Below are 18,134 nucleotides of genomic sequence, written 5' to 3'. Positions count from 1 at the left end.
GGGTGGTCCACGCCCTTGCGGCGCGCGCCGTGCGAGGGATGGCCGATGCACCGCCAGGAGACCGACGACCGCACCGCCGCAGGCCCGACCGGTGAGCCGCACCGCGACCCCTTCGGCTGGCTGGACGCCCAGGCCGAACGCCGCCGCGCCGCCGGTCTCGTACGCACCCTCAGGCCGCGCACGGCCGACAGCGGCCTCCTCGACCTGGCGAGCAACGACTACCTCGGCCTCGCCCTGCACCCGGAGGTCACCGACGGCGCGGCGGCCGCGGCGCACCGCTGGGGCGGCGGCGCCACCGGCTCCCGCCTGGTCACCGGCACCACCGCCCTGCACACCGAACTGGAGCGTGAGCTGGCCGAGTTCTGCGGCTTCGAGGCGGCGCTCGTCCTTTCCTCCGGGTACGCCGCGAACCTCGCCGCCGTCACCGCGCTCGGCCCGCACGGCGGCCTGATCGTCTCGGACGCCGGCAACCACGCCTCGCTCATCGACGGCTGCCGGCTCGCCCGCGCCACCACGTCCGTCGTGGCGCACGCCGACCCGGACGCCGCCCGCAAGGCGCTCGACGGCCACGAGGGTCCGGCGGTCGCGGTCACCGACGCGGTGTTCTCGGTCGACGGCGACGCCGCCCCGCTGCCCGAGTTCGCCGCCGCCTGCCGGGAGTCCGGCGCCGCCCTGCTCCTCGACGACGCGCACGGGCTCGGCGTCCTCGGCGACGGCGGCCGGGGCTCCGCGCACGCGGCGGGACTCGCGGGCGCGCCCGACGTGGTCGCCACGCTCACCCTGTCCAAGTCGCTCGGCAGCCAGGGCGGCGCGGTCCTCGGCCCGGCCGGGGTGATCGAGCACCTGGTCAACACGGCCCGTACGTTCATCTTCGACACCGGCCTCGCCCCGGCCGCCACCGGCGCCGCCCTCGCCGCGCTGCGCCTGATCCGCCGCGAACCGCAGCGCGCGGCCCGCGCCCGCGAGGTGGCGAGCGCCCTGCACACCCAGTTGACGGCGGCCGGTCTGACGACGGTGCGCCCGGACGCCGCGGTGGTCTCGGTGCACGCGCCCACTCCGGACGAGGCGGTCCGGTGGGCGGCGGATTGCCGTGCGGCGGGCCTGGTCGTGGGCTGCTTCCGCCCCCCGTCCGTGCCCGACGGCATCTCCCGCCTCCGCCTCACGGCCCGCGCCGACCTGACGGACGCCCAACTGACGGACGCGGTGCGCACGATCGTGCGCACCGCGCCCGCAGGTGCCTTCCAGGGCTGATCCCTGCCCGGGACGCCTACCGTCGGACGGCGGCGAGGAAGGAGTCCCAGGCGGCGGAGGTGAACAACAGAGCAGGACCGGACATGCGCTTCGAGTCGCGTACGGCGAACCGGCCGGCCAGCGGGCCACGGCCGATCGACGCGGTCTCCACGCAGTTGTTCATCCCGGTGCTGCGGCTGCTGCGCCGCCAACGGGCGTCGTGCGGTGCGCTGTTCAACGAAGTGCTGGTGGGTACGTACCGAGGCAGAGCTGACATGGTGCCCCCTTACGTGCCATCACCGATCCCGGCGATGAATTCCAGGCTGTCATCGGGCGGAAGGGCGTGTTCTCTCAGCGAGTCGAAGGCCTCGCTGTAGGCCTGGAGGTCTTCTTTCCGTTCGAGATAGAGGCTACTCACCAAGTGGTCGAGAACAACCACGTCGAGATCGGCGATGTCCGGAAAGGAGAAGATGACGAAAGGCCCCGTCAGTCCGACATGCGCCCCCGCCGCGTACGGCAGCACCTGCAGCCGTATGTGCGGCAGCTGCCGGCCCATCGTCACGAGATGCCGCAACTGCCGCGCCATCACGCCGTATCCGCCGACGGGACGCCGAAGGACCGACTCGTCGAGCACCGCGCTCAGCTCAAGCGGAGGGTTCCCGCGCAGCACGTCCTGCCGGGCGAGGCGGATCTCCACGAGCGTGTCCACCTGGTCCGCCGGCAGCCCGTCGAGCGAGGCGCGGGTGACCGCCCGTGCGTAGTCCGGCGTCTGCAGCAGACCGGGCACCACGGAGGTCTCCAGCGTACGCAGGCGGCAGGCCTGCGACTCCAGGCTGATGAAGTCGCGGTACGCGGGCGGCAGTAGGCCCTTGTAGGCGTGCCACCACTGCTGCCGCGCGCCCCGCTCGCCGTCCGCGTCCCCCGCCAACGCCTCCAGGAGCGCGCGGAGTCGGGCGTCGCGCACGTCGTACGCGTCGAGCAGCAGCCGCACGTCCGCGGCCTTCGCGCTGCTGCGGCCGGTCTCGATCCGGCTCACCTTCGACTGGTGCCAGCCCACCCTCAGCGCGGCCTGGCCGCTGGTGAGACCGGCCCGGTCGCGCAGCGCCCGCAGCTCCGCGCCGAGCTTGCGGCGCCGCACGGCAGGTCCGTACTGCATGACCGAACTCCTCTCCGCGGGCGGGCGCCAGTGTGCCCCCAAATACGGTCTTCCGTGGCAGAGTTCACCGCTTCGAGCGACAGATATATGCATATCTCGGGGGATCGGCACGTCGGACGGCTCCGGAGTGGCAGTCTGGCGCGAAGCACCACTCCGGGTCCGTCGGTCATCCGGTGATTCCCAGGTCATCGACCGCGCGCCGGATGCCGGCCCGGTGGGAAAGGGACAGTGTCGCCATGGCAGATCACAAGGAAGCCTCCGTCACTCTGCCGAGCGATCCCGCCTCGGTCTCCAGAGCACGGAAATACGTGACGGACGTGCTCGCCGACTGGGGCCTGCCCGACGATTCTCAGACCGCGGACACGGTCCGCCTGATCGTCTCCGAGCTCGCGACCAACGCGGTGCAGCACACCCTCGGCCAGTCGCCGACGTTCACCGTCGACATCGAGCTGGAGCGCGACGAACAGCTGCGCATCGGCGTCACCGACAGCCACCCGCGGCTGCCCAGGCGGCTGCCGGCGGCGGTCCAGCAGGACAACGGCCGCGGCATGGTGATCATCCGCTGGCTCGCGGCGGAGTGCGGCGGCCGCCTCTCGGTGCGGCCCACCGCGGAGGGCGGCAAGACGGTGTGGATCGCGCTGCCGTGGACGGCTCCGGTGCAGAGCTGAGCGCGGCTACCGCGGGCCGTCCGGGCCGTCCGGGCTGTCCGCGCTGTCTGGCGGCCGAGCCCTCTCCGGGGCGTCCGGGTTCTCCGGGGCGGCGGGCTCGTTCCCGCCGTCGGTCCTGATCATCCGCGGCAGTACGCCCCACAGCCCGAAGCACATCAGGAACGTCCCCACGCCGCAGGTCACCCCGGCCGTGCGCCCGAGGGCGACGTCCACCACCAGCAGCACCGACCCGGTCAGAGCGAGGCACAGCACCGCCATGCCGATCGCCGCGAGCCGTGAGGACACCCGTACGATCTGCGGCTTGGCGTGCCGCCGGAACAGTGCCCGGTGCACCGCCGCGGGCGCCGTGAACAGCGCGGCGGCCGCGACGGAGAGCAGCAGCGTCGCCACGTACGTCCCGCGCTGCAGGTCGTCGAGCGACCGGAAGCGCGACGTGAACGCGAGGGTCAGCAGGAACGCGAACAGGATCTGCACGCCCACCTGCACGACCCGCAACTCCTGCAGCAGCTCACCGAAGTTCCGGTCGGCCCGTTCGAAGGGAGTCTCGTTGCGGTCGCTCTTCCTGGAATCATCGGCCATGGCTGAGGAGTATCCCGGCCGGGCACGATGAAGCCCCGCAGGCGTGCGGAAACTCCAGGAGGCGGCCCTAGCGCACGCGTCCGTACGAGACGCTGCTCGTCCAGATCTTCTGCAGCCGCACCACGTCGCCGGTCTTGGGCGCGTGCCAGATGCGGCCCTTACCGGCGTAGATGCCGACGTGGTAGACGTTCCGGCCGGAGTGGAAGAACACCAGGTCGCCGCGTTCGCGCCGGTCGGCCGAGACCCGGCGGGTGCGGTTGTACTGCTGGGCCGTGGTGCGCGGCAGCTTCTTGCCCGCCTTCCGGTACGAGTACAGGGTCAGGCCCGAGCAGTCGAAGCGGCGTGGACCGGTTGCGCCCCAGCGGTAGGGGGCGCCCTTCTTCGCCGCCGCGACCTGGAGCGCCCGGGCCGGCGCGGAGGCGGCCTGGGCCTCGGTCACGGCTCCGGGGGCCAGGGTGGTGCCGCCCACCGCGGCGAGCGTCAGGGCGGAGGCGGTGCCGGCCCGGGAGAGCAGGGCGGGGATCCGAATGTGCGAGATCATGCGCGACCCTTCGTCAGCCGCCTGTGAAGGATGACCTGTCGGATTCGGGCCAACGAAGACTGCCCGGCCGCGGCCTGCGCCACGGCTTCACCCCAAGGGGCTCGCGCCCCGTCGTGCTCGGGTCCTCCACTCCTGCCGGTCCACCGTCGTCGACCTGGCATCCGGACGGCGGCAGGACTCGGCGTCCGCCCGGACCGCCCCGCCGCTGCGACGGGGGCTTGTCGTGGCAGGGATCCTCACGCACAGACCGTGTCAAATCCGTGCATACCCGGCCGGGTGTGACGCTCGTCACATCTGCCTCATTTGGGTGCACAGCGGATTTTCGCCGATGGTGCGATCAAGGGCCTTGAGGCTCGTACCAGCAGCGGAAGAGATCACCGCCTCGCGGCAGCCCCGTGAAGATCGCAACTGCGCGGGTACGCCGGGGAGATCGCCCCGTAGGCCATCCGTGCGAGCCCAACGGGGCGCGCCGTGAGGCCGAACGGACGACCCGCGCGCCGACGCCCCCGTCAACTCACGGACGTGGGCGGCACCGTGACCCGCCCCGCCCGCCGCTCGCCGTCCAGGACGCGCAGGGCGCGCGCCAGCGTCGCGGCGTGCACCTCGCTCTCGCCGCGCTGGTGCATCAGGGTCAACGCGTCCCGCAGCGCAGCGGCCTTGGTGACCAGGGCCTGGGCGGCGCGCAGTCCGCCGTACGTGTCACGGGCGCGGGCGGGGTTGATCCGGCCGAGCAGGTCGACTACTTCGAGGTAGCGGTCGATCAACTCGCCCTCGGCGCGCGTCAGCGCGGGCAGCTCCGGCGGTTCCGGTGGCAGCATCCGGCCCCCTCAGTCGCTGCCGGGCGCGAGCAGGGTGGACCTGCGGCTGTCGATGATCCGGTCCACCAGGCCGTACTCCCGTGCCTGTACGGCGTCGAGGATCGTGTCGCGCTCGATGTCGGCGGAGATCCGCTCCCGGGTCTGCCCCGTGTGCCGGGCGAGCATCTCCTCCAAGAGGGCCCTGGTGCGCTGCAGTTCGGCCGCCTGGATCGCGAGGTCGCTGGTCTGGCCGTGGACCGGCTCGGTGAACTCCGGCTGGTGCATGAGGACTCGGGCGCCCGGCAGCATCGACCGCTTCCCCGGCGCGCCCGCCGCGAGCAGCACGGCCGCCGACGACGCGGCCTGGCCCATGCAGACGGTCTCCACGTCGCAACTCACGTACCGGACCGTGTCGTACACGGCCGTCATCGCGCTGAACGAGCCGCCCGGGGAGTTGATGTAGAGCGAGATGTCCTGGTCGGGCGCGCTGTGCTCCAGGTACATGAACTGCGCCATCACGTCGTTGGCCGAGGTGTCGTCGATGGGCGTGCCGAGGAAGACGATCCGCTCCTCCAGCAGCTTCGCGTACGGGTCCCTGGTGCGCGTCCCCGAGCTCGTGTGCTCGGTGAACTCCGGCAGGACATGGCGTGCGTCAGGGCTCCTCATGGCGGGCTCCTCGGTGGCTGCGCTGCGTGTGGCATCTGCCTCTCTGTAAAAAATGTACAGGACGTACGTGACGTTATGATGGGCCCATGGCCTACGAGATTCCGGTGACGCAAGCCCGCGCTGAGCTCGCCGACCTGATCAACCGCGTGGTGTACGGCGGCGAGCGCGTGGTCGTCACCCGGCACGGCAAGCCGCTCGTGGCCCTGGTCTCGGCGGAGGACCTGCGCCGCCTGGAGGCGTTGTCCGAGGCCGCGGAGGAGCCGGTGATCAGTTCCGTCTCGACGGTCGGCTCGGGGGCGCCTGCGCCGGGCGAGCGTCAGCGGTTCGGGATCGCGGCGGAGCATCGGGGGTCCACCGCGTCGTAGGGCGCCGCAGCGCGCCGGAGGGGCCGATGGGTCAGGCCGCGGCCCGGCGCCGTGCCCCCGCACGTCCGCGCCCGCGCAACCCGCCCAGCAGCACCAGCACCAGCCCCGCCCCCGCCCACACGGCGAGTGTCAGCGCAGGCCTCGCCGCCCCCGCGCCGTCGAAGAACGAGACCGACCGCAGCAGCGTGCCGCCCGCGCCCGGCGGCAGCCACTGGCCGACCACGCCCGCGGGCTCCGGCAGCAGTTCGGGCGCCGAGGTGACACCGGAGAACGGGTTGCCGATCAGGACCACGGCCAGCGCGCCGAGGGCGATCCCGGCCCGGCCGAGCACCGCCGCGAGTCCCGCCACGGCCGCGCTCACCGCCAGCGTCGACAGCGCGAGGACACCCGCCTCCGTCCACCAGTCACCGGCCAGCGCCCCGAGCCAGCTGTGCGTCAGCGCGGCCGCCACCACGCCGACCAGCGCGGCCGCGCCCACCAGGACGAAGGCGGCCCGTACCCCGCGCAGGCCGAGCAGCGTCACCACCGCGCCGGCCGCGACCCCGGCCAGCGCCATCGGCAGCACGCTCGCCCCGAGCACCACCCCGCGCGGGTCGCCGGACGGCGTCGCCACCACGTCCTCGACCTGGATCTGCGCCCCCTTCGGCGCCTGGGCCGTGACCGACTGCTGCAGCAGCTGTGCGACGACGGGACTCGCGGCCGAGGCGGTGAGCAGCCGGGGCCCGCGCTCGGTGACGACGATCGCGCCGTACACGTCCCGGTCCTCGATCGCGGCGCGCGCCGCGGCCTCGTCGTCGTACCGGTGCACCTCGAACGCGCCCTCCTTGCGTTCCAGTTGCCGCTCCACACCGGCCACCGCCGCCGGTGCGCCCGCGACCGCGACCGGCAGGTCGCGGGGGGCCGTACGGGCCGCGGGCCAGGCGAAGGCCCACAGGGCGAGCGCGACGACGGCCGGGATGAGGACGAGTACCGCGATCATGTGCCGGGATCGGGCGGGGGTCGGGTCCGGCGCTGTCGCGGAGGGGGTGCTGGGGGTGCTGGGTGTGGGGGTGGGTGTGGCGGGCATGGCCGGCTCCGCTCCGGTCGGGAACATATAGAGAATGACCGTTCGTTTTACGTTGTGTGGCCACTGTCCCGCCGCGCCTGCTCCTTGTCAAGAATGAATGTTCGTTTTAGTTTGTGGCCATGGCTCGCGTATCCCAGGAACACCTAGACGCCCGTCGCCGGCAGATCATCGACGGCGCGATCCGCAGCTTCACGCACAACGGATTCCACGCCACGTCGATGCAGGACGTGCTGCGCGAGGCCGGGCTCTCCGCCGGAGCCGTGTACCGGTACTTCCGCGGCAAGGAGGAGCTGATCGCGGCGATCGTCGGCGAGGTCTTCGGCACCATCAGGGGCGCCTTCGAGGATGCAGCAAAGCAGGACCCGCCGCCACTGCCGGACCGGCTGCTCGGGCAGGTCCTGAACATCGTCCTGAACGGGCGGGTCGGCGGCGGCAGCATCGAGTTCCCGCGCCTCGTCCTGCAGGTGTGGGCGGAGACGCTGCGCAACGAACAGCTGTCGGCGCCCCTGCAGCAGGGCTTCGTCGACATGCGCGCCGCCTGGGGCAAGCTGGTGGACGCCTACCGCGAGGCCGGTCTGATGCCGGCGGACGTGGAGGCCGACCACGTGGCCCGCACGATGATGGCCCTGGCCCAGGGGTTCATCGCCCAGCAGGCCCTCTTCGGGGACGCGAAGGTCGAGCAGCTGGAGGGCGGGCTGCGGGCCCTGATGCGTATGGAACTGCCCGAGGCCGGTTAGGACCCAAGGTCAGCCAGTACCCAAGGTCAGTTAACGCGCAGGAAAAACTTCGGCATTAGCGTGCAATGTCTTCCGGCGGGACACCCAAGCCCGGGTCAACAAGATGTTGAAGGCAACTAGTCTCCGCCTGCGTCCTGGCGGAGGCGTGCCTCCCAGCTGCCTCCTCGGCCCGGACGATGCCGGTCCCGCCTGCCCGCACACAGGCGGACCATGACGGACTGTGAGGTGGCACGCGTGCAACTGACCCCGCACGAGCAGGAGCGACTGCTCATCCATGTGGCCGCGGACGTGGCTCAGAAGCGAAGGGCACGCGGGCTGCGCCTCAACCATCCCGAGGCGGTCGCCCTGATCACCTCGCACGTGCTCGAAGGCGCCCGCGACGGCCGTACCGTCACCGAGCTCATGTCCTCCGGGCGGAAGTTGCTCAGCCGCGAGGACGTCATGGAGGGCATCCCGGAGATGCTGCACGACGTCCAGGTCGAGGCGACGTTCCCCGACGGGACGAAGCTCGTCACCGTCCACGAGCCGATCGCCTGACGGGGGAGTCCTGCCGATGTCCTCCGCGTCACCCGCCGAACACGCGTCCTCCACGGAGTACGGCTCCCCCCTGGTCCCCGGAGAGATCCTGTACGCCGACGAGCCCGTCGTCCTCAACGCCGGCGCCCCGGTCACCCCGCTGACCGTCCTCAACACCGCCGACCGGCCCGTCCAGGTCGGCTCCCACTACCACTTCGCCGAGGCCAACCCGGGCCTGGACTTCGACCGGGCCGCCGCGCGCGGACTGCGCCTGAACATCGCCGCCGGTACGGCCGTCCGCTTCGAACCCGGCATCCCCGTCGACGTCGAACTCGTACCCGTAGCAGGGCTGCGCCGCGTGCCCGGCCTGCGCGGGGAGACCGGAGGTGCCCTCGATGGCTGAACTGACCCGCGCCGCCTACGCCGATCTGTTCGGCCCGACGGCCGGTGACCGCATCCGGCTCGCCGACACCGACCTCCTGATCGAGATCGAGGAGGACCGCAGCGGCGGGCCCGGACGCTCCGGCGACGAGGCGGTGTTCGGCGGCGGCAAGGTGATCCGCGAGTCCATGGGGCAGTCCTGTGCGACACGCGCCGAGGGCGCCCCCGACACCGTGATCACCGGGGCCGTGATCGTCGACCACTGGGGGATCGTCAAGGCCGACATCGGCATCCGGGACGGCCGTATCACCGGTATCGGCAAGGCCGGCAACCCCGACACGATGGACGGCGTCCACCCGGACCTGGTCATCGGGCCCGAGACCGAAGTCATCGCCGGGAACGGCCGGATCGTCACCGCCGGGGCCATCGACGCGCACGTCCACTTCATCTCGCCGACCCTCTTCGACACCGCGCTGGCCGGGGGCATCACCACCCTCGTCGGCGGCGGCACCGGACCGGCCGAGGGCAGCAAGGCCACCACCATCACGCCCGGCTCCTGGCACCTGGGCCGGATGTTCGCCGCACTCGACTCGACGCCCCTCAACATCGGCCTGCTCGGCAAGGGCAACACCATGTCCGCCGACGCCATGCACGCCCAGCTCCGCGGCGGCGCCCTCGGGTTCAAGATCCATGAGGACTGGGGTGCCACCCCCGCCGTGATCGACGCCTGCCTGAACGTGTGCGAGGCATCCGGCGCCCAACTCGCCATCCACACCGACACGTTGAACGAGGCAGGCTTCGTCGCCGACACCCTTGCCGCGATCGCCGGGCGCTCCATCCACGCGTACCACACCGAGGGCGCGGGCGGCGGGCACGCGCCGGACATCATCACCGTGGTCTCCGAGCCCAACGTGCTGCCCAGCTCCACCAATCCGACCCGGCCGCACACCGTCAACACCGTCGAGGAGCACCTCGACATGCTGATGGTCTGCCACCACCTCAACCCGGCCGTCCCCGAGGACCTGGCGTTCGCCGAGTCCCGGATCCGGCCGTCCACGATCGCCGCCGAGGACGTGCTGCACGACCTCGGCGCCATCTCGATCATCTCCTCGGACTCGCAGGCGATGGGCCGCATCGGCGAGGTCGTGCTGCGCACCTGGCAGACCGCGCATGTGATGAAGCGCCGCCGCGGCTTCCTGCCCGGTGACGTCCGCGCCGACAACCATCGCGTACGTCGCTATGTCGCCAAGTACACGGTCAACCCGGCCGTCGCCCAGGGCCTCGACCACGAGATCGGCTCGGTGGAGCGCGGCAAGCTCGCCGACCTCGTCCTGTGGGACCCGGCGTTCTTCGGCGTCAAGCCGCTGCTCGTACTCAAGGGCGGGCAGATCGCGTACGCGCAGATGGGCGACGCCAACGCCTCCATCCCCACGCCCCAACCGGTCCTTCCGCGGCGGATGTTCGGCGCGCTCGGCTCGGCGCCCGCCGGGAACTCCCTGAACTTCGTCACACAGTCCGCCCTGGACGACGGCCTGCCCGAACGGCTCGGCCTCGGCAAGGAGTTCACCCCGATCGCCAGTACGCGCGCAGTCACCAAGGCCGACATGCGGGAGAACGACGCCATGCCGCGGGTGCACGTCGACCCGGACAGCTTCGCCGTCACCGTCGACGGCGAGCTGATCGAGTCCGCGCCCGCCGTGGAACTGCCCATGGCCCAGCGGTACTTCCTCTTCTGAGCGCCGCGAGATGAGCAGAGCCACCCTCCTTGTCCTGGCCGACGGCCGCTTTCCCGCCGGAGGCCACGCGCACTCCGGCGGGGCCGAGGCCGCGGTCGCCGCGGGCCGCGTCACGGGCGCGGCCGACCTGGCGGAGTTCTGCCGCGGCCGGCTGCACACCAGCGGCCTGGTCGCGGCTGCCCTCGCCGCGGCGGCCGCACTCGGCACCGACCCGTTGCAGCTCGACGAGGCCGCGGACGCGCGCACTCCGTCGGCCGCCCTGCGCACCGCCGCACGCAAGCTGGGCCGCCAGATGATGCGCGCGGCCCGCGCCACCTGGCCGTCGGCCGAGCTCGACGCCCTCGCCTCCGCGCGGCCCAGGGGCGCCCACCAGCCGGTGGTCCTCGGCCTCGCCGCCCGCTCGGCCGGCCTTGGGCCCGAGGACGCGGCGTACGTCGCGGCGTACGAGTCGGTCTCCGGTCCCGCCACGGCCGTCGTACGTCTGCTGAGCCTCGACCCCTTCGACGCGACCGCCGTCCTGGCGCGGCTCGCCCCGGACCTGGACCGGGTCGCGGCGGACGCGGCGGAGTGCGCGCGGCGGGTGCCGGAGGAGGGCGTCGACGCCCTGCCTGCGTCCTCCGCCCCGCTCCTGGACATCGGGGCGGAGGCTCATGCGGCTTGGGCGGTACGGCTGTTCGCGTCGTAGACCTTCCCTCTCCCCCTGAATTTTTCGGTTCGACCCCTGGAGCGCACCATGCACCTCGACCACTCCCACGCCTCCGACGGCCCCGCCGCCCTCAGCGCCGATGCCGTGCGGCCCGACGGGCGGCGGCGGGCGCTGCGGATCGGGCTCGGCGGGCCCGTCGGCTCCGGGAAGACCGCGACCGTGGCCGCGCTCTGCCGGGCCCTGCGCGACGAGCTGTCGCTCGCCGTCGTCACCAATGACATCTACACCCGTGAGGACGCCGCGTTCCTGCTCCGCGAGGCCGTACTGCCGCCCGAGCGGATCATGGCCGTGGAGACCGGGGCCTGCCCGCACACCGCGATCCGCGACGACATCTCCGCCAACCTGGAGGCCGTCGAGGACCTGGAGACCGTGTTCGCTCACGAGGGAGTCGGGCCGCTCGACCTGGTCCTCGTCGAGTCCGGCGGCGACAACCTCACGGCCACGTTCTCCCGGGGCCTGGTCGACGCCCAGCTGTTCGTCATCGACGTGGCGGGCGGCGACGACATTCCGCGCAAGGGCGGCCCCGGCGTGACGACCGCCGATCTGCTCGTGGTCAACAAGACCGACCTCGCCCCGTACGTCGGCTCCGATCTGCAGCGGATGGCGCGGGACGCGAAGGAGCAGCGGGCCGAACTGCCCGTGGTCTTCCAGTCGTTGCGGTCACCGGCGGGTGTGTCGGAGGTGGCCGCGTGGGTGCGGGAGCGGCACGCCGCCTGGACCGCCGCGTGAGCGTGCCCGTCGACACCGGTCTCCGCGCGGCCGCCCGGATCCGCGCGGAGGCGGACGGCCGCGGGATCAGCCGCCTCCCGGTCCTCGAAGGCGAGGGTCCGCTGGCCGTACGGCGAATCCGCGGCGCGGCAGGGCAGGCGCGGGTAGCCCTGGTCGGCGCGATGAGCGCACCGTTGGGCGGCGACCGGCTGACCGTGACGGCCGAGGCCGGGCCGGGGGCGCGGCTCGACGTGACCTCGACGGCCGCGACCCTCGCGCTGCCCGGCCGGCCGAAGGGGCCGGCCCACTACGACGTACGGCTGAGCGTCGAGGAGGACGCCGAGCTGAACTGGGCGCCGGAACAGCTGATCTCGGCGTACGGCAGCGAGCTGCGCGTGACGACTCGGGCCGAAGTGGGGGCCGGGGCACGCCTGTTGCTGCGGGAGGAGCAGGTGCTCGGGCGGGCCGGTGAGCAGCCGGGCACCCTCACCAGCAGGCTCACCGTGCGCTGCGAGGGCCGTCTCCTGCTCGACCAGGAGCTGGCCTGCGGGCCCGGGGCACCCGGCGGCTGGGACGGCCCGGCGGGCCTCGCCGGGCATCGGGCCATCGGCCAACTCGTCCTCGTGCGACCCGAGTTGGGGCAGCACCCGGTACGGGCGCGGATGTTGGGTGAGCTGGCCGCGGTGACTCCGCTGGCGGGCCCGGGGCTGCTGGTGACGGCGGTGGCGCCGGACGCGCTGCGGTTGCGGCGGGTGTTGGACGAGGCGGTGGGGGTTGTGGGCGGGTGAGGGGGCTGGCCGGGGCCGGGTCTTCGGGGTGGGCGGCCCCGGAGGGCGGGCTTGGCCGGTGCTTGGGTGAACTCCCCCGCAGAGGGCGACCGCTGAGCGGATCGGGGGCCACCGGTTATCGGATTGGCAAAGAACATCTGTCCGATCTGTTGTCAGGGACCCCACAGACGCAAAGATCCCCCGGAGAACGCGTGACGACCTGAGAACGCGTGCCATCTGATCGAAACGATCTGGGGGAGGTACCACTTGAGACGCACCGCAGTGCTCGGCTCGGCCGGCACTCTGATCGCGGGGACCCTCATAGCCGGCGCGATGGCGGCCCCGGCGGCGAACGCCGCCGACGGCGGCCGTCGCACGGTCTCCGAAGCACGGGGCACCGCCATCGCCGCGGCGAAGGCGGCGAGGACCGGCATCGACTGGAAGGACTGCCCGGCGGACTGGGGGCTCGACCGGCCCGTCCAGTGCGGCTGGGTCAGCGTCCCGCTCGACTACAGCAAGCCGCACGGCAAGCAGATCAAGCTCGCCGTGGACCGGGCGAAGAGCACCGGCACCAAGGAAGAGCGGCAGGGCTCCCTGGTCTACAACCCGGGCGGCCCCGGCGGCTCCGGCATGCGCTTCCCGCTGCGCATCACCAAGAAGTCCCCGCTGTGGCAGAAGACCGCCGAGGCCTACGACTTCGTCGGCTTCGACCCGCGCGGCGTCGGCCACTCGGCGCCCATCTCCTGCGTCGACCCGCAGGAGTTCGTCAAGGCGCCGAAGCTCGACCCGGTGCCGGACTCCGAGGCCGACAAGCGCGCCCAGCGCAAGCTCGCCGCGGAGTACGCGGACGGCTGCAAGGAACGCAGCGGCGAGATGCTGCCGCATATGACGACGCCGAACACCGCCCGCGACCTGGACGTGATCCGTGCCGCGCTCGGCGACCGGAAGCTCAACTTCCTCGGGGTGTCCTACGGCACGTACCTCGGCGCCGTCTACGCCACGCTCTTCCCGGACCATGTGCGGCGCATGCTCGTCGACAGCGTGGTGAACCCCTCCCGGGAGAAGATCTGGTACCAGGCCAACCTGGACCAGGACGTCGCCTTCCAGACCCGCTGGGACGACTGGACCGAGTGGGTCGCGAAGAACGACGCCTCCTTCCACATCGGCGACACCCAGGAGAAGGTCCAGGCCCAGTGGCTGAAGCTGCGCGCAGCGGCCAAGAAGGAGCCCATCGGCGGTGTCGTCGGACCCGCCGAGCTCATCGGCTTCTTCCAGGGCGCGCCCTACTACGACTCCGCGTGGGTGCCCACCGCCGAGGTGTGGAGCAAGTACCTCGCCGGTGACGAGAAGGCGCTCGTCGAGGCCGCGGGCCCGGACCTTTCCGACACCGCGGGCAACATCGCGGCGGAGAACGGCAACGCCGTCTACACGGCCGTGGAGTGCGCCGACGCCAAGTGGCCCACCAACTGGAAGAAGTGGGACCGCGACAACACGCGGCTGCACGAGGACCACCCCTTCATGACCTGGGCCAACGCCTGGATGAACCTGCCCTGCGCCACCTGGGGCGTGAAGCAGCAGACCCCCGTCGAGGTGAAGTCCGGCAAGGGCCTGCCGCCGGTCCTGATCGTCCAGTCCGAGCGGGACGCGGCCACGCCGTACGAGGGCGCGGTCGAGCTGCACGAGCGGCTCAAGGGCTCCCGGCTGATCACCGAGAAGAACGCCGGCTCGCACGGCGTGACCAACCTGGTGAACCCCTGCATCAACGAGCGGGTCGACGCCTACCTGCTGAGCGGGAAGACCGACAGCCGCGACGTGACGTGCGAACCGCACGCCACGCCCAAGCCGTAAGTCCTCCAGGACACCGGTACCGCACCGAGGGGCGGTCGGGGGCAACTCCGGCCGCCTCTCGGTCAGCTCAGACAATTCCTCGCCGCTCCGCCCACGCGTCCTCCGCCGCCGAGCCGATGCGTTCCCGACAGGGCGATGCGTTCCCGACAGGCCGATGCGTTCCCGACAGGGCGGTCAACTGCCGGGCGTGCTCCCGGCCGTACGCCACCACGTCCACCACGTCCACCAGGTCCACGCCGCCCCCACCGCGCGCGCGAGCGGCGCGTGAGGTCCGGCGTGCCGGGCAGGGGGCGGCGCTCCGCTCAACGCCCCGGCAGCTTGGGGAACCTGCGGTTGCCGGACCCCGCCCGGCGCTCCTTCTCCGCCTGCGCCTCGGCCTGCTCCTCGGCCTTGACGACGGCCGCGTACCGGTCCACGTACTCCTGGTCCGAGAGCCCCAGGATCGCGTACATGATCTCGTCCGTGACCGCCCGCAGGACGGCCTTCTCGCCGTCCATGCCCTCGTACCGGGAGAAGTCCAGCGGCTCGCCGAAACGAATCGTCACGCGCCGGAAGCGCGGCAGCTTCTGGCCCGGGGGCTGCGCCTCGAACGTGCCGATCATCGCGCACGGGATCACCGGCGCCTGCGCCTTCAGGGCCATCGCGGCGACCCCCACCTTGCCCTTGTACAGCCGCCCGTCGTGCGAGCGCGTGCCCTCCGGGTAGATGCCGAGCAACTCGCCCTTGCCGAGCACCCCGAGCCCCTCGCGGATCGCCGCCTGGCCCGCCTCCTTGCCCGAGCGGTCCACCGGGATCTGGCCCGCACTGTGGAAGAACGCCGCCGTCAGCCGGCCCTTGACGCCAGGACCCGTGAAGTACTCCGCCTTCGCCAGGAAAGTGATCCTCCGCTTCAGGACGGCCGGCATCAGGAAGTGGTCGGAGAACGACAGGTGGTTGCCCGCGACGATCGCGGCGCCGTCCTCAGGAATGTGCTCCAGGCCCTCGATCCGCGGCCGGAACACCAGCCGGAGCAGGGGACCAAGCAGCACATATTTGAGCACGTAATAGAACACGGGGGTCGCTCCTCATTCGGCAGGGCCTCTCCAGCACTGCGTTTTACCAGGTCGCCGGGGTGCCGGGGAGACCACGGGCGGACGGTGAGCCGAGCCCGCCGCCGCGACGCGGACAACCCTCAGGCAACCCTGAATGTCCCCCATCCTTCCCTGACAACTGTGAGAAATCTTTGACCTGTTCACCGGGCGACTGCACCGTGGAGTGAGGCGGGCCGCCGAGCGGCAACTCGACGACCCGTGCACGACCGAGCCGACTCGCGCGGTCATCAGCCACGACCCGCGCGGGCCTTCCCCTGCGTAGAAAGCGGGTTCGCCATGCCCAGTCCTGCACCGTCCACTGTAGTCGCGGCCTCCAGCAGCTACGCCGTCGCGATCGCCGACTCCGACGATCAGATCCGTGCCGCCCAGCGCCTGCGCCACCAGGTCTTCGCCGGCGAGCTGGGCGCCCGCCTGCACACCCCGCTGCCCGGCCACGACCTGGACGACTTCGACGCCGTGGCCGACCACCTGGTCGTCACCGACGCGGCCACCGGTGAGGTCGTCGGAACGTACCGCCTGATCCCGCCGGGCCGCACCCAACGCCTCTACTCCGACGGCGAGTTCGACCTCGCCGACCTCGCCGGGATCCGCTCCCGGCTGGTCGAGACCGGCCGCTCCTGCGTCCACCCCGACCACCGCAACGGCGCGGTGATCAACCTTCTCTGGGCGGCCCTCGCCCGCTATCTGCTGCTCTCCGGGCACCAGTACCTCGGCGGCTGCGCCTCCGTCCCGCTCGCCGACGGCGGCCGGGCCGCGAGCAGCGCCTGGCTCCTCGGCAACGGCAAGCACGCCTCGCCGCCCGACCTCCGTGTCCACCCGCACCGCCCCTGGCACCCCTCGGGACCGCTCGACGGCCCGGTCCGCCCCGCCGACCTGCCGCCGCTGCTCCGCGGCTATCTGCGGCTCGGCGCCTGGATGTGCGGAGCGCCCGCCCACGACCCGGAGTTCGACGTCGCGGACTTCTACGTCCTGCTGCCCATGGACCGCATCAACGACCGCTACCGCCGGTACTTCCTGGGGGAGGCGCAGTGACCGGACCGGCCGCCGCGGCCGCCTCGACGCCCGTGGCCCCGCCCGGCGCCTCCCTCGCGCCGCCCCGGCCGCAGAGCCCCTGGTTCCCGGCCTCGCCCTGCACGCCGCGCTGCGCTCGCCCGGCCGCCCCGCCCGTGCACCGCCTGGCCACGGCCCGCCGCTACGCCGCGTTCGGGCAGGTCGTCGCGGGCGCCCTCGCCGCCCCGTCCGCGACCCGTGACGGACCGGCGGTACGCGACCGGGCCCGCGCCCTCCTCGACTCGCTCGGCGTGCACCTGGACGCGGGCGACGCCCCGCTCGCCGTCCCCGGGACGGGCACGCTCGTGGTGGCCGACCACATCTCCTGGCTCGACATCGTGGCGCTGCTCGCCTGCGAGCCGGTCACGCTCGTCGCCAAGCGCGAGGTGGGCGGCTGGCCGGTAGTCGGCCCGCTCGCCCGCCGGATCGACACCTGCTTCATCGACCGCGGCTCGCTGCGCGCCCTGCCCCAAGCGGTGGACCGCGTACGGGAGTTCCTCGCCGCGGGCCGCACCGTCGCCCTCTTCCCGCAGGGCACCACCTGGTGCTCGGCGGCGGGCGGCGGCTTCCGGCGCGCCATGTTCCAGGCCGCGATCGACGCGCGCGTGCCGGTCCGCCCGGTGACCCTCAGCTACCTCCAGTACGGCGGGGAGAGCTCGGTCGCCGGTTTCCTCGGAGACGAGGGCTTCGTGCCCTCCCTGCACCGGGTGGCCAGGGCGGACGGGCTGGCCGTGCGGGTCCGCGCGCACGCACCGCTGCCCACCGGTCCCGGCAGCGACCGCCGGACGCTCGCGGCGGCGGCGCAGGGCGCGGTGTTCCGGGACCAGTCGAGGCGCCATGGCTGACTGGCTCGGCCCCTATGTGTCCTTTCTGCAGGGCCTGTTGGACTCGCCCTGGCTGTGGCCGGTCATCTTCGGCACCGCCGCTCTGGACGCACTCCTTCCGTTCATGCCGAGCGAGGCCACGGTGGTCGCCGCCGCCGTCCTCATCGGCGCCGACCCCGGCCGCCTCGCCCTGCTCACCGTCGTCGCCGCGGCGGGGGCGGCCGCGGGCGACCTCGGCGGGTACGCCATCGGCCGCCGCGCCGGCCCCCGCCTGACCCGGCTCCTCCTCCGCGGCGACCGGGGCAGGAGCCGCCTCGCCGCCGCTCACTGGCTGGTCGCGCGGCACGGAGCGCTGCTGATCGTGGCCGGGCGGTACGTCCCGGGCGGGCGCGTGGTGACCGGGCTCAGCACCGGCGGGGTCCGCTATCCCGTGCGCCGCTTCCTGCTCTTCGACACGATCGGAGCGAGCATCTGGGCCGTACTGGGCGTGGCCGTCGGGGCCCTCGGCGGCGCCGCCTTCGCCGACCGCCCCGGCTACGGTCTGCTGCTCTCCTTCGGTACGGTCGCGGTGCTGACGCTCCTGGGCGAGGGCATCCGGAGACAGTGCCGCCGGCGCCATGTGTTGCGCGGACAGACTGATGAGTCAGTCATCATCGCAACACCACCGGCTTGCCCCCTGAAAACCCAGCTATGACAAGGAGC

The 18,134-nt window shown here is 72.6% G+C and carries 22 protein-coding genes; 14 read left to right on the top strand and 8 right to left on the bottom strand.

The window, feature by feature from the left end; all coding sequences use genetic code 11:
- The first annotated feature begins 45 nt into the window (after positions 1 to 45).
- The gene (locus QIS99_RS17715; protein WP_282514449.1) at positions 46 to 1,251 is read left to right on the top strand and encodes an 8-amino-7-oxononanoate synthase; all 1,206 of its coding nucleotides are present in this window, start codon (positions 46 to 48) and stop codon (positions 1,249 to 1,251) included.
- A gap of 16 nt (positions 1,252 to 1,267) precedes the next feature.
- Here the strand turns inward: QIS99_RS17715 and QIS99_RS17710 are convergent, their stop codons facing one another.
- Entirely contained in the window at positions 1,268 to 1,507 is a 240-nt protein-coding gene (locus QIS99_RS17710; protein WP_282514448.1) for a DUF397 domain-containing protein, read from the bottom strand.
- Positions 1,508 to 1,516: 9 nt separating this feature from the next.
- Positions 1,517 to 2,386 carry a helix-turn-helix domain-containing protein gene (locus tag QIS99_RS17705; RefSeq protein WP_282514446.1) on the bottom strand — a complete coding sequence of 290 codons (870 nt, stop codon included), beginning with the start codon at positions 2,384 to 2,386 and terminating at the stop codon, positions 1,517 to 1,519.
- Positions 2,387 to 2,622: 236 nt separating this feature from the next.
- Here QIS99_RS17705 and QIS99_RS17700 point away from each other — a divergent pair, with 236 nt between their 5' ends.
- Positions 2,623 to 3,054, top strand: a complete 432-nt coding sequence (locus QIS99_RS17700) for an ATP-binding protein (RefSeq protein WP_282514445.1) — start codon at positions 2,623 to 2,625, stop codon at positions 3,052 to 3,054.
- Between the two features lie 6 nt (positions 3,055 to 3,060).
- On the opposite strand, the gene QIS99_RS17695 is transcribed toward QIS99_RS17700, so the two are convergent.
- The 4 genes from QIS99_RS17695 to QIS99_RS17680 form a co-directional block, all read right to left on the bottom strand.
- Complete coding sequence (locus QIS99_RS17695; protein WP_282514444.1) at positions 3,061 to 3,633, bottom strand: DUF6328 family protein; 573 nt, start codon at positions 3,631 to 3,633, stop codon at positions 3,061 to 3,063.
- A 67-nt stretch (positions 3,634 to 3,700) separates the two neighbouring features.
- A complete protein-coding gene (locus QIS99_RS17690; protein WP_282514443.1) occupies positions 3,701 to 4,174 on the bottom strand; it encodes a C40 family peptidase in 474 nt (157 codons plus the stop codon).
- A 509-nt stretch (positions 4,175 to 4,683) separates the two neighbouring features.
- Positions 4,684 to 4,992, bottom strand: coding sequence for a hypothetical protein (locus QIS99_RS17685; RefSeq protein ID WP_282514442.1), 309 nt, complete (start codon positions 4,990 to 4,992; stop codon positions 4,684 to 4,686).
- Positions 4,993 to 5,001: 9 nt separating this feature from the next.
- Positions 5,002 to 5,637, bottom strand: a complete 636-nt coding sequence (locus QIS99_RS17680; RefSeq protein ID WP_282514440.1) for an ATP-dependent Clp protease proteolytic subunit — start codon at positions 5,635 to 5,637, stop codon at positions 5,002 to 5,004.
- An 86-nt stretch (positions 5,638 to 5,723) separates the two neighbouring features.
- On the opposite strand from QIS99_RS17680, the gene QIS99_RS17675 reads away from it, so the two are divergent.
- Positions 5,724 to 6,002 (top strand): type II toxin-antitoxin system Phd/YefM family antitoxin, encoded by a 279-nt coding sequence (locus tag QIS99_RS17675; RefSeq protein ID WP_282514439.1) that lies wholly within the window; start codon positions 5,724 to 5,726, stop codon positions 6,000 to 6,002.
- 31 nt (positions 6,003 to 6,033) lie between these two features.
- Here the strand turns inward: QIS99_RS17675 and QIS99_RS17670 are convergent, their stop codons facing one another.
- The gene (locus QIS99_RS17670) at positions 6,034 to 6,981 is read right to left on the bottom strand and encodes an ABC transporter permease (protein WP_282514594.1); all 948 of its coding nucleotides are present in this window, start codon (positions 6,979 to 6,981) and stop codon (positions 6,034 to 6,036) included.
- A gap of 206 nt (positions 6,982 to 7,187) precedes the next feature.
- Between QIS99_RS17670 and QIS99_RS17665 the strand changes: the two genes are divergently transcribed.
- The 8 genes from QIS99_RS17665 to QIS99_RS17630 all read left to right on the top strand — a co-directional run bounded on the left by QIS99_RS17665 (position 7,188) and on the right by QIS99_RS17630 (position 14,467).
- On the top strand, positions 7,188 to 7,805 hold the full coding sequence (locus QIS99_RS17665) for a TetR/AcrR family transcriptional regulator (protein ID WP_282514438.1): 618 nt from the start codon (positions 7,188 to 7,190) through the stop codon (positions 7,803 to 7,805).
- Positions 7,806 to 8,039: 234 nt separating this feature from the next.
- Positions 8,040 to 8,342, top strand: a complete 303-nt coding sequence (locus QIS99_RS17660) for an urease subunit gamma (protein WP_282514437.1) — start codon at positions 8,040 to 8,042, stop codon at positions 8,340 to 8,342.
- Between the two features lie 70 nt (positions 8,343 to 8,412).
- A complete protein-coding gene (locus tag QIS99_RS17655; protein WP_282514593.1) occupies positions 8,413 to 8,724 on the top strand; it encodes an urease subunit beta in 312 nt (103 codons plus the stop codon).
- A complete protein-coding gene (locus tag QIS99_RS17650; RefSeq protein WP_282514436.1) occupies positions 8,717 to 10,438 on the top strand; it encodes an urease subunit alpha in 1,722 nt (573 codons plus the stop codon). The genes QIS99_RS17655 and QIS99_RS17650 overlap by 8 nt, the downstream gene beginning before the upstream one ends.
- A gap of 10 nt (positions 10,439 to 10,448) precedes the next feature.
- Positions 10,449 to 11,123, top strand: coding sequence for an urease accessory protein UreF (locus tag QIS99_RS17645; RefSeq protein WP_282514435.1), 675 nt, complete (start codon positions 10,449 to 10,451; stop codon positions 11,121 to 11,123).
- 48 nt (positions 11,124 to 11,171) lie between these two features.
- The gene (gene ureG, locus QIS99_RS17640) at positions 11,172 to 11,873 is read left to right on the top strand and encodes an urease accessory protein UreG (RefSeq protein ID WP_282514433.1); all 702 of its coding nucleotides are present in this window, start codon (positions 11,172 to 11,174) and stop codon (positions 11,871 to 11,873) included.
- A gap of 2 nt (positions 11,874 to 11,875) precedes the next feature.
- On the top strand, positions 11,876 to 12,640 hold the full coding sequence (locus QIS99_RS17635) for an urease accessory protein UreD (protein ID WP_408909582.1): 765 nt from the start codon (positions 11,876 to 11,878) through the stop codon (positions 12,638 to 12,640).
- A 312-nt stretch (positions 12,641 to 12,952) separates the two neighbouring features.
- Positions 12,953 to 14,467 carry an alpha/beta hydrolase gene (locus tag QIS99_RS17630; RefSeq protein WP_408909581.1) on the top strand — a complete coding sequence of 505 codons (1,515 nt, stop codon included), beginning with the start codon at positions 12,953 to 12,955 and terminating at the stop codon, positions 14,465 to 14,467.
- A 302-nt stretch (positions 14,468 to 14,769) separates the two neighbouring features.
- Here QIS99_RS17630 and QIS99_RS17625 read toward each other — a convergent pair whose 3' ends face one another.
- Positions 14,770 to 15,519, bottom strand: coding sequence for a lysophospholipid acyltransferase family protein (locus QIS99_RS17625; protein ID WP_282514428.1), 750 nt, complete (start codon positions 15,517 to 15,519; stop codon positions 14,770 to 14,772).
- A 315-nt stretch (positions 15,520 to 15,834) separates the two neighbouring features.
- On the opposite strand from QIS99_RS17625, the gene QIS99_RS17620 reads away from it, so the two are divergent.
- Genes QIS99_RS17620 through QIS99_RS17610 form a run of 3 tightly spaced genes read left to right on the top strand, consistent with a single transcriptional unit; the run spans position 15,835 to position 18,126 of the window.
- Complete coding sequence (locus tag QIS99_RS17620; protein ID WP_282514427.1) at positions 15,835 to 16,590, top strand: GNAT family N-acetyltransferase; 756 nt, start codon at positions 15,835 to 15,837, stop codon at positions 16,588 to 16,590.
- Complete coding sequence (locus QIS99_RS17615) at positions 16,587 to 17,453, top strand: lysophospholipid acyltransferase family protein (protein WP_282514426.1); 867 nt, start codon at positions 16,587 to 16,589, stop codon at positions 17,451 to 17,453. Before QIS99_RS17620 ends, QIS99_RS17615 begins: the two co-directional genes overlap by 4 nt.
- On the top strand, positions 17,446 to 18,126 hold the full coding sequence (locus tag QIS99_RS17610) for a DedA family protein (protein WP_282514425.1): 681 nt from the start codon (positions 17,446 to 17,448) through the stop codon (positions 18,124 to 18,126). The genes QIS99_RS17615 and QIS99_RS17610 overlap by 8 nt, the downstream gene beginning before the upstream one ends.
- Positions 18,127 to 18,134: the final 8 nt, after the last annotated feature.

This window comes from Streptomyces solicavernae, assembly GCF_029968095.1.
Lineage (GTDB): Bacteria > Actinomycetota > Actinomycetes > Streptomycetales > Streptomycetaceae > Streptomyces > Streptomyces solicavernae.
The sequence above is the reverse complement of the archived record's forward strand: the minus strand, read 5'-3'. Positions and strand labels throughout refer to the sequence as shown.